This is a genomic window from Streptomyces sp. NPDC001219 (genome assembly GCF_053597915.1).
Genome location: NZ_JBSFJF010000024.1, coordinates 109,233 through 118,128 on the forward strand (window position 1 = coordinate 109,233; position 8,896 = coordinate 118,128).

Below are 8,896 nucleotides of genomic sequence, written 5' to 3' on the forward strand. Positions count from 1 at the left end.
GACGGCCCGCGGAACGCCCGACGGCCCGTGAGGGAGCGGCATCCGGCGCTTCCTCACGGGCCGTCGGGCCGCGCCGGTGTCAGTGGGCGGGCGCCGCCGCGGGCTCCCCGGCCTCGTCCGTGGCGCCGGGGGCGGGGAGCGGCGGGGCATCCGCCTCGCCGTGGGCGGCCGCGGTCGTGCCGTCTGCCGGGGCTTCCTCCGCGGTACCCCCGTCCGCCGTCTTCCGCCCGAAGTGGTTGAAGGCGAGGTTGAGGACGATGGCGACCAGACATCCGGTGCTGATGCCGGAGTCCAGGACGACCAGCAGGTCCTTGGGGAGGTGGTGGTAGAAGTCCGGGGCGGCGATCGGGATCAGGCCCACGCCGACGGCCGCCGCGACGATCAGCGCGTTGTCGCCCTTCTCCATCGCGGCGGTGGCCAGCGTCTGGATACCGCTGGCCGCCACCGAGCCGAACAGCACGATGCCCGCGCCGCCGAGGACCGGCAGCGGCACCAGCGAGATCACCGAGGCGGCCACCGGGCACAGGCCCAGCACGATCAGGATCAGCCCGCCGGTCGCCACGACGAAGCGGCTGCGCACCCTGGTCATCGCGACCAGGCCGATGTTCTGGGCGAAGGCGCTGTTGGCGAAGCCGTTGAACAGCGGGCTGAGGGCGGTGCCGAGGGTGTCGGCGCGCAGTCCGCCCTCGATGGTGCGCTCGTCCGCCGGGCGGCCGACGATCCTGCCGAGGGCCAGCATGTCGGCCGTCGACTCGGTCATACAGACCAGCATCACGATGCCCATGCTGACGATCGCGGCGAGGTCGAACTGCGGGGCGCCGAAGTGGAACGGCGTCGGGAAGCCGACCAGGGACGCCTCCGAGAGCGCTGAGAAGTGGGTGATGCCGACGGGTATCGCGATCAGGGTGCCGGCGATCAGGCCGAGCAGGATCGCGATCTGCTGGAGGAAGCCGCGCAGCGTCCGGCGCAGCACCAGCACGATCAGGAAGGTCAGCGCGGCCATCCCGATGTTGGTCAGCGAACCGTAGTCCGGGGCCCGGTCGTTGCCGCCCTGCGACCAGTTGAAGGCCACCGGCAGCAGCGAGACGCCGATCAGGGTGATGACGGTGCCGGTGACCACCGGCGGGAAGAACCGTACGAGCTTGGAGAAGTAGGGGGCGACGAGGAAGCCCAGCACACCGGCGACGATCACCGCGCCGAAGATGACCGGGAGGGCGTCGCCGGGGCCCTGGGCCTTGCCGATGGCGACCATCGGCGTGACACCGGCGAACGAGACGCCGTTGACGAACGGGAGCCGGGCGCCGACCTTCCAGAAGCCGAGGGTCTGGAGGAGGGTGGCGATGCCCGCGGTGAAGAGGCTGGCGCCCATCAGGAAGGCGGTCTCGGTGGCGCTCAGCCCGCAGGCCGGACCCACGATCATCGGCGGGGCCACCACACCCGCGTACATCGCGGCCACATGCTGGAGGCCGCTGGTGAACATCTTCAGGGGCGGGAGGGTCTCATCGACCGGATGCTTCCGGTCCCCCTCCGACTGCTGCCCGGTCATTGCGGCCACTGCGGGCCTCCTTCGTTTTCTGCGTCACCGGGGGCCGGCGAGGCGAGGCTGTCACGGAGGGCGTGCGATGTGGTGCGGGTGCGGGAAGTCGCCTGGTGAGCGTGGTCGGCACGGCGCGCTTGTGGCGCGTGGACGGTGGCTGCCGGGCCTACCGGCCCCGGGGGTACGGGAGTTCCCGCCCCCCGGGGTACGGCGCCTGTGGACCCCGCTCGGGTCCACAGGCCCGGCCGGGAGCCGTCCCTCCCGGCCGAGTCAGGGGTGTGCGTCGGTGGTGTGACCGCGCCGTGGGGGTCAGCCCTCGGCGGCGATACGGGCCAGACGCTGGGCCTCCGCCCGCGCGGTGCGGGCGACGGTGTCCTCGTCGACGTTGCTGAGGTGGTTGTCCTCGACGACCGGCCGGCCGCCGACGAGGGAGAGGGTGACCGGTGCGGCGGCGCCGAAGACCAGCGCGGTGACCGGGTCGGCGATGGAGGAGTGGCCGAGGCCGTCCAGCTTCCACAGCACCAGGTCGGCGAGCTTGCCGGCCTCCAGCGAGCCGATCTCGGACGTCCGGCCGAGGACCTGCGCGCCGCCGTAGGTGCCGAGCCGCAGCGCCTTGCGGGCGTTCAGCGCGGCCTCCCGGTGGGCTCCGAGACGGTTGATCAGCAGGGCGTTGCGCAGCTCGGTGTGGAGTTCGCCGGACTCGTTGGAGGCGGTGCCGTCGACGCCGAGACCGACCGGGACGCCCGCCGCGAGCATGTCGGGGACCCGGGCGATGCCGGCCGCGAGGCGGGCGTTGGAGGACGGGCAGTGCGCGACGCCGGTGCCGGTGCGGGCGAAGGCGGCGATGTCGGAGTCGTTCATGTGGACGCAGTGCGCCATCCACACGTCGTCACCGAGCCAGCCGGTCGACGCGAAGTAGTCGGTGGGGCCCATGCCGAACAGCTCGTGGCAGAACTTCTCCTCCTCCACGGTCTCCGAGCCGTGGGTGTGCAGCCGTACGCCCTTGCGGCGGGCCAGTTCGGCGCCCTGCCGCATGAGTTCGGTGGACACGGAGAACGGCGAGCAGGGCGCGGCGGCGATGTGCACCATCGAGCCGAAGGAGGCGTCGTGGTAGGTGTCGATGGCCTCCTCGGTCGCCAGCAGGGCGCCCTCGGTGGTCTCGACGGCGAAGTCCGGGGGCAGCCCGCCGTCCTTCTCGCTGCGGTCCATGGAGCCGCGGGCCAGGGTGATCCGGGCGCCGATCTCGGCGGCGGCCGCGAGTTCCGCGCCGACGAGGTCGCCGGTTCCCCGGGGGAAGACGTAGTGGTGGTCGGAGGCGGTGGTGACGCCGCCCCTGACCATCATGCCGAGCGAGCCCTGGGTGGCCGCGGCGAGCATCGGGGCGTCGATCCGGGCCCAGGTCGGGTAGAGCGCCACCAGCCAGTTGAAGAGGTTGTGGTCGGTGGCCAGGCCCCGGGTGATCCACTGGTAGAAGTGGTGATGGGTGTTGACCAGGCCGGGCGTGACGAGGTGTCCGGTGCCGTCGATCCGCCGGACCACGTTCGCCAGCCCCTCGGGCGCCTTGCCCGCGCCCACCGACTCGATGACCTGGTCGGCGACGACCACATGGCCGGTGGCGTACTCGGTGTCGTGGGCGTCGACGGTCGCGATGGCGCAGTTCTCGATGACGAGGCGCTGCTTCACCGCGCTGTCAGGGGATGCCGGTGCGGCCATGGTGCGGTTCCTTCTTTCGGTGATGGCGGTGGGCACGGCATGGCCCTAGGGGATTTGAGTGCCGGAGCCGGACGGAGCGGCTGACAGGACCGCTGCCCGTGGGGTGCTCCGGGTGCCGAGGTGGTGGAAGAACAGGTTGAGCACGACCGCGGTCAGGGCTCCGGCGCTGATCCCGGAGCCGAGCACGGTCTGTGCCCAGGCGGGGAAGTCGGCGTAGAAGGTCGGCGCGGCGAGCGGGATGAGGCCCGCCCCGAGCGACACGGCCACCAGGATGATGTTGGAGCTGTCGTCGAGACCGGCCGCGGAGAGCGTACGGATACCGCTGACCGCGATCGAACCGAACAGGACGATACCCGCGCCGCCGAGCACCGGCATCGGCACCAGCGAGACCACCGCGCCCAGTACGGGGAAGGCGCCCAGGACCAGCAGGGTGGCGCCGGCCAGCGCGACGACGTACCGGCTGCGGACCCGGGTCAGCGAGACCACCCCGACGTTCTGCGCGAAGGCGCTGGTCGGGAAGCCGCCGAAGACGGGGCCGAGCAGGGTGGCCAGGCCGTCGGTGCGCAGTCCGCGGGTGAGGGTGGCGCCGGTGGCCGGGCGGTCGCAGATCTCCCCGAGGGCGAGCATGCCGGCCGAGGACTCCGTCATCAGCACCAGCATCACGAGGCACAGCGAGAGGATCGCGGCGGGCTGGAACTCGGGGGCGCCGAAGGAGAACGGGGTGGGCAGCGCGACGACGGGGGCGGCGCGCAGCCCGTCGAGGCTCGCCATCCCGAAGGGCGCCGCGGCAAGGGTGCCGGCGACCAGGCCGATCAGCAGCGCGATCTGCTTGACGAAGCCCCGGGTGAAGCGCTGGACGAGCAGGATCACCACCAGGGTGAAGGCGGCGAGCGCCAGGTACTTCATGGCGCCGAAGTCGGCGGCCTGCTTGTCGCCGCCCTGCGCCCAGCCGACCGGCACGGGCATCAGGGTGACCCCGATGAGGGTGATGACGACGCCGGTGACCAGCGGCGGGAAGAAGCGCAGCAGTCTGCCGAAGAACGGGCCGACGGCGAGGCAGAAGGCCCCGGCGACCATCACCGCCCCGTAGATCGCGGGGAGTTGATGCCCGGTGGCGGTGGTCTCGGCGATGGCGAGCATCGGGGTGATGCCGGCGGAGCTGGCCGCGTTGACGAACGGCAGGCGGTTGCCGGCGAAGCGGCGGAGGCCGAGGGTCTGCACCAGCGTGGCGAGCCCGGCGACGAGCAGGCTCGCGGCGATCAGCCGGGTCCGGCCCGCGGTGTCCAGGCCGACGGCCTGGCCGACGATGAGCGGAGGGGTGACGACACCGGCGTACATGGCCGCGATGTGCTGAAGCGCGGCGGGGACGAGCCGTCGGGCCGCCGGCCTCTCGTCCACCGGATGGACCGGGGACGCGGGGTGGTGCGGGTCGTGCGGGTGCTGTGCCATGGGTCGTTCCCCTCAGGATGTGCGTTCCCCTCCCCGCTGCGGGGTGGGGAGGGGAACGCACGGCACGGCGTTGCGTCGGAGCCGCTCAGAGGTTCGTCAGATCCACCGGGATCTCGGGCTCGACACCGTCGCGCAGAACAGTGGCTTCGATCAGGCCGTACGGGCGGTCGGCCGCGTAATAGACAGCTCCTTCGGCGGTATCGTTCTTGAGCCCGAACGGCTCCAGATCCACCAGGAAGTGATGCTTGTTCGGGAGCGAGAAGCGGATCTCGTCGACCTCCGAGCGGTGGTTGATCACGCGCGCGCCCATCTGGTACAGGGTCTGCTGGAGCGAGAGGCTGTAGGTCTCCGCGAAGGCCTGCAGCATGTGCTTCTTGACCTGCTCGTACGAACGCTCCCAGTTCGGCATCCGCTGCTCGTCGTCGGTCCAGTTGAACCGCCAGCGGCCGGACACCTCGGTGGCCAGGATGCGGTCGTAGGCCTCCTTGAGGGTCGTGTACTTGTCCTTGATGTAGCCCCAGAACTCCGAGTTGGTGGAGTTCATCACCACCAGGTCCTTGAGGCCGGAGATGACCTGCCACCGCTCACCGTCGTAGGTGATCTCGGTGAGCCGGGTCTCCTGGCCCTTGCGGACGAAGGAGTGCTGGACCTCGTCGGCGCCGATGAAGCGGGAGTTGGCGTCGGAGCCGGCGATCCGCTCCCAGGCGTACTCCTCGATCCGGATACGGGCCCGGTGGATCGGCTCCTGGCTGGTGACGAAGTGCCGGGCCAGGTGGATGCCGAACTGCTCGGCCGACTCGATCCCGTGCTCCTTGGCGAAGGCGTACACGGTGTTCTTGGTCGTGTCGGTGGGCAGGCAGTGGGCGTTGGAGCCGGAGAGGTGGACCTCCTCCAGGTCGCCGGAGAGCGACACCGAGACGTTCAGGTCCTTGATGTGGTGGGTGTCGCCGTCGCGGGTGATCTTGACGACGCGGTTCTCCGCTTTGCCGTACTGGTTCTGTCCGAGCATCACAGGGCGGGCCGGGCGGGAGTCGGCGGCGCGGGCCGGGCGGGATCGGTCAGTCATGTCGGTGCTAGCTCCCTCGGTATACGGAGTAGCCGAACGGGTTGAGCAGCAGCGGTACGTGATAGTGCTCGCCCGGCTGGACGGCAAAGGTGATTGCCACCTCCGGGAAGAAAGCTCCGCTGTCCCTTACGCGGGGGGCGTCCTGCTGTTCCTCGGCTTGCTGGTGTGAAGCGCGGTGCTTGTTCGAAACGCGGTGCTTGTTCGAAACGAAGTACTCCTCGACGGCGAAGTCGAGGCGTACATGGGTGGTGCCGGCCGGCAGCTCCGGCAGGTCCTTGCAGCGTCCGTCGGCGTCGGTGGTGGACGCGCCGTGGGCGGTCCAGGCGCCGTCGCCGCCGGAGCGCACCGAGAGCGTGAGGGCGACACCCTCCGCGGGGCGGCCCACGCTGGTGTCCAGGATGTGGGTGGACACCGACGTCGGTGCAGCCGTCTCGCCGCTCATGCTGCGTCTCCTTCTGCGTTCTCCGCGATACGGGTCAGCCGGATGCGGTTGATCTTGCCGAGTTCGGTACGAACGATCTCTCGTTCCTGTTGCGGCGTGTGGTCGATCCGGTTGCGGACCGCGTCACGCATCTGCTCCCCGGTGCGGCCGGAGGCGCAGATCAGGAAGACGTGCCCGAACTTCTCCTGGTAGGCCAGGTTGAGTTCGAGCATCTCCGCCTTCAGCGCGTCGGAGGCGCCCGCCATGCCGCTCTGCTCGCGGTGTGAGGTGGGGTCGCCCGGCTTCGGCCGGCCTATGGGCGGGTGCCCGGCCATCGCCTCGGCCAGGTCGTCCGCGGTCAGCTCCGCCATGGCGGCGTCGCTCGCGGCGAACAGGGCGTCGGTGGTGGCGTAGGGGCGCCGGGCGAGTAGCCGCTCGCCCCATGCCCGGCTGGCGCACACCTCGTGCAGTGCGGCGCGTGCCGTACCGTCGTCGGCGGTGTTGAACCGGGTGAGCCCCGCCGGGGGCACGGGGGTGTCCCCCGGCGGGCGTGGTGAACGCGAAGACACGGGAAGCCTCCGTGGCCTGGTGGTGCTGGACAGCTCTGCTTGGCTGGAAACAGCTAAGACCCCTGGCAACATAACGTCAACACTTTGTTGAAAAGTCGGCCACACAATGGCCACCTTCCGGTGCCGCACGACGGCGGCCCCGGCAGCCGGAACGAGCCGGGAACGACCACCCTCAGTCGGCGTCCTTCGCGGCGTTCTCCCTGTTCAGGTAGTTGTAAACGGTGAAGCGACTCACCCCGAGGGCGCCGGCGACCGTCTCCACGCCGTGCCGGACCGAGAAGGCGCCGCGGGACTCCAGAATCCGTACGACCGACTGCTTGGTCTTGCGGTCCAGCTCCGCCAGCGGCACCCCGTGCCGGCGCTGGAGCTCGGCGAGGATGTGGTCGAGCGAGTCCGACAGATGCGGGAGCCGTACGGCCACCCGGTCCCGGCCCTCCCAGGCCAGCACGACGTCGTCGCCCTCGGCCTGGTCCGGCGCGACCATCTGTCCACCCATCGCGTCGACCAGCGGCTTGACCGCCTGGACGAAGGGGTGGTCGGCGGGATCGGTCATGTCGCGCCCCCCTCGCCCCGTCCGGCCCCGCCGATGACGTTGACCTGGAGGGAGACCCGGGTGGCGCCCGCCCGCAGGGACTCGCGTAGCAGGGCGTTCACCGCGCCGAGCACCTGGTCGGCATCGCCCTCGGCCGTGTTGCCGAACGGGCCGACGTCCACGGCGTCCAGCTCGGCGCCCGTGACGACGTCCCGTGCCACCACCGCATGCGCCGGCGCCTCGTCCAGGTCGAACGGCTCCGTCGTGAATTCCACTCTCAATCGCACGTCGTTCAACCTACGCGCGGTTGGGCCCGGCCACCAGAAATCGCCCCGGAGCCCTCTTGACAGCCTCCGAAGCCAGCAGGCAATGTTCCATTAAGCAGAAAAACAGTTCCACTATCCGGAAGGGCGCCGCCGTTATGGGTTTCCCGGACACGCGCTTCAACGTCAACCTGTCGATTCTGTTCACCGAACTTCCCCTCCTGGAGAGGCCGGCGGCCGCGCGGGCGGCGGGTTTCACGGCGGTGGAGCTGTGGTGGCCGTGGGTGGACGCCCCGGTGCCGGAGCAGGCGGAGCTGGACGCCCTGCGGGAGGCGCTGGACGACGCGGGAACGCGGCTGGTGGGGCTGAACTTCTACGCCGGACGGCTGCCGGGCCCGGACCGGGGCGCGCTGTCGGTGCCGGGCGAGGAGTCGGCGCGGTTCCGGGCCAATGTGCCGGTGGCGGTGGAGTTCGCGCGCTCGCTGGGATGCACCTCGTTCAACGCGCTGTACGGCAACCGCGTCGAGGGCGTCGACCCGGCCGAGCAGGACCGGCTGGCGCTGGAGAACCTCACGTTCGCCGCACGGGCGGTGGCGGAGGTGAACGGCACCCTGCTGATCGAGGCGCTCAACGCGCCCGAGTCGCCGGACTGCCCGATCGTCAGCGCCCCCAGGGCCGTTGAGGTCGTGGACGCGGTGAACGCGACGACCGGCCTGGACAACGCCCGCTTCCTGATGGACCTCTACCACCTGTCGATGAACGGTGAGGACCTGGACGAGGTCATCGACCGCCACACCGCGAAGACCGCGCATGTGCAGATCGCCGACAACCCCGGCCGCGGCGCCCCCGGTACCGGCACGCTCGACCTCGCCGGCCTGCTCGACCGCCTGGTCAAGGCGGGGTACGACGGCTGGGTCGGCCTGGAGTACAAGCCCGGCGACGGCCCGAGTGCGGAGGCCTTCGGCTGGCTCCCGGCCGACCGGCGCGCCGCCCGCTCCTGACCCGTCGCCCGCTCCCCGAAAGAGGCACCTGATGAGCAGTCTTCCCAAGGTCGCGTGGATCGGTCTGGGCATCATGGGCTCGCCCATGGCCGAGAACCTGATCAAGGCCGGCTACCCCGTCACCGGCTACACCCTGGAGCCCGAGAAGCTCCAGCGGCTGGCCGACAACGGCGGACGGGCGGCCGGTTCGGTGGCCGAGGCGGTCGCCGACGCCGACGTCATCATCACCATGGTCCCCGCCTCCCCCCAGGTCGAGGCCCTCGCCTACGGCGACGACGGCATCCTCGCCCACGCCCGGCGCGGAGCCCTGCTGATCGACATGTCCTCGATCACCCCCCAGACCTC

General features: G+C 70.9%; 10 protein-coding genes. 2 read left to right on the top strand and 8 right to left on the bottom strand.

From position 1 onward, the window contains the following. Positions 1-79: 79 nt before the first annotated feature. The 8 genes from ACWC9R_RS18190 to ACWC9R_RS18225 all read right to left on the bottom strand — a co-directional run bounded on the left by ACWC9R_RS18190 (position 80) and on the right by ACWC9R_RS18225 (position 7,574). A complete protein-coding gene (locus tag ACWC9R_RS18190) occupies positions 80-1,546 on the bottom strand; it encodes a nucleobase:cation symporter-2 family protein (RefSeq protein ID WP_450732683.1) in 1,467 nt (488 codons plus the stop codon). A 300-nt stretch (positions 1,547-1,846) separates the two neighbouring features. Beyond that, the gene (locus ACWC9R_RS18195) at positions 1,847-3,250 is read right to left on the bottom strand and encodes an 8-oxoguanine deaminase (RefSeq protein WP_450732662.1); all 1,404 of its coding nucleotides are present in this window, start codon (positions 3,248-3,250) and stop codon (positions 1,847-1,849) included. Positions 3,251-3,295: 45 nt separating this feature from the next. Beyond that, the gene (locus ACWC9R_RS18200) at positions 3,296-4,699 is read right to left on the bottom strand and encodes a nucleobase:cation symporter-2 family protein (RefSeq protein ID WP_450732664.1); all 1,404 of its coding nucleotides are present in this window, start codon (positions 4,697-4,699) and stop codon (positions 3,296-3,298) included. 85 nt (positions 4,700-4,784) lie between these two features. Beyond that, the gene (gene pucL, locus ACWC9R_RS18205) at positions 4,785-5,765 is read right to left on the bottom strand and encodes a factor-independent urate hydroxylase (protein WP_450732665.1); all 981 of its coding nucleotides are present in this window, start codon (positions 5,763-5,765) and stop codon (positions 4,785-4,787) included. Between the two features lie 7 nt (positions 5,766-5,772). After that, positions 5,773-6,207 carry a hydroxyisourate hydrolase gene (gene uraH / locus ACWC9R_RS18210; protein ID WP_450732666.1) on the bottom strand — a complete coding sequence of 145 codons (435 nt, stop codon included), beginning with the start codon at positions 6,205-6,207 and terminating at the stop codon, positions 5,773-5,775. Next, on the bottom strand, positions 6,204-6,716 hold the full coding sequence (uraD, locus tag ACWC9R_RS18215) for a 2-oxo-4-hydroxy-4-carboxy-5-ureidoimidazoline decarboxylase (protein WP_450732685.1): 513 nt from the start codon (positions 6,714-6,716) through the stop codon (positions 6,204-6,206). The genes uraH and uraD overlap by 4 nt, the downstream gene beginning before the upstream one ends. Before the next feature lie 211 nt (positions 6,717-6,927). Continuing rightward, on the bottom strand, positions 6,928-7,308 hold the full coding sequence (locus ACWC9R_RS18220) for a helix-turn-helix domain-containing protein (protein ID WP_450732667.1): 381 nt from the start codon (positions 7,306-7,308) through the stop codon (positions 6,928-6,930). Further along, entirely contained in the window at positions 7,305-7,574 is a 270-nt protein-coding gene (locus ACWC9R_RS18225; protein ID WP_450732669.1) for a hypothetical protein, read from the bottom strand. Before ACWC9R_RS18225 ends, ACWC9R_RS18220 begins: the two co-directional genes overlap by 4 nt. Positions 7,575-7,708: 134 nt before the next feature. Between ACWC9R_RS18225 and ACWC9R_RS18230 the strand changes: the two genes are divergently transcribed. Together ACWC9R_RS18230 and ACWC9R_RS18235 are read left to right on the top strand one after the other, a co-directional pair. Beyond that, the gene (locus ACWC9R_RS18230) at positions 7,709-8,551 is read left to right on the top strand and encodes a TIM barrel protein (RefSeq protein ID WP_450732671.1); all 843 of its coding nucleotides are present in this window, start codon (positions 7,709-7,711) and stop codon (positions 8,549-8,551) included. A gap of 31 nt (positions 8,552-8,582) precedes the next feature. After that, positions 8,583-8,896 (top strand): NAD(P)-dependent oxidoreductase (locus ACWC9R_RS18235; protein ID WP_450732673.1); only part of this gene is annotated, 314 nt, incomplete at its 3' end.

What these genes read in the sequence shown, in the direction of transcription:
- ACWC9R_RS18190 (WP_450732683.1), bottom strand. Translation starts at nt 1,546, where the DNA reads ATGACCGGGCAGCAGTCGGAGGGGGACCGGAAGCATCCGGTCGATGAG.
- ACWC9R_RS18195 (WP_450732662.1), bottom strand. Translation starts at nt 3,250, where the DNA reads ATGGCCGCACCGGCATCCCCTGACAGCGCGGTGAAGCAGCGCCTCGTC.
- ACWC9R_RS18200 (WP_450732664.1), bottom strand. Translation starts at nt 4,699, where the DNA reads ATGGCACAGCACCCGCACGACCCGCACCACCCCGCGTCCCCGGTCCAT.
- pucL (WP_450732665.1), bottom strand. Translation starts at nt 5,765, where the DNA reads ATGACTGACCGATCCCGCCCGGCCCGCGCCGCCGACTCCCGCCCGGCC.
- uraH (WP_450732666.1), bottom strand. Translation starts at nt 6,207, where the DNA reads ATGAGCGGCGAGACGGCTGCACCGACGTCGGTGTCCACCCACATCCTG.
- ACWC9R_RS18220 (WP_450732667.1), bottom strand. Translation starts at nt 7,308, where the DNA reads ATGACCGATCCCGCCGACCACCCCTTCGTCCAGGCGGTCAAGCCGCTG.
- ACWC9R_RS18230 (WP_450732671.1), top strand. Translation starts at nt 7,709, where the DNA reads ATGGGTTTCCCGGACACGCGCTTCAACGTCAACCTGTCGATTCTGTTC.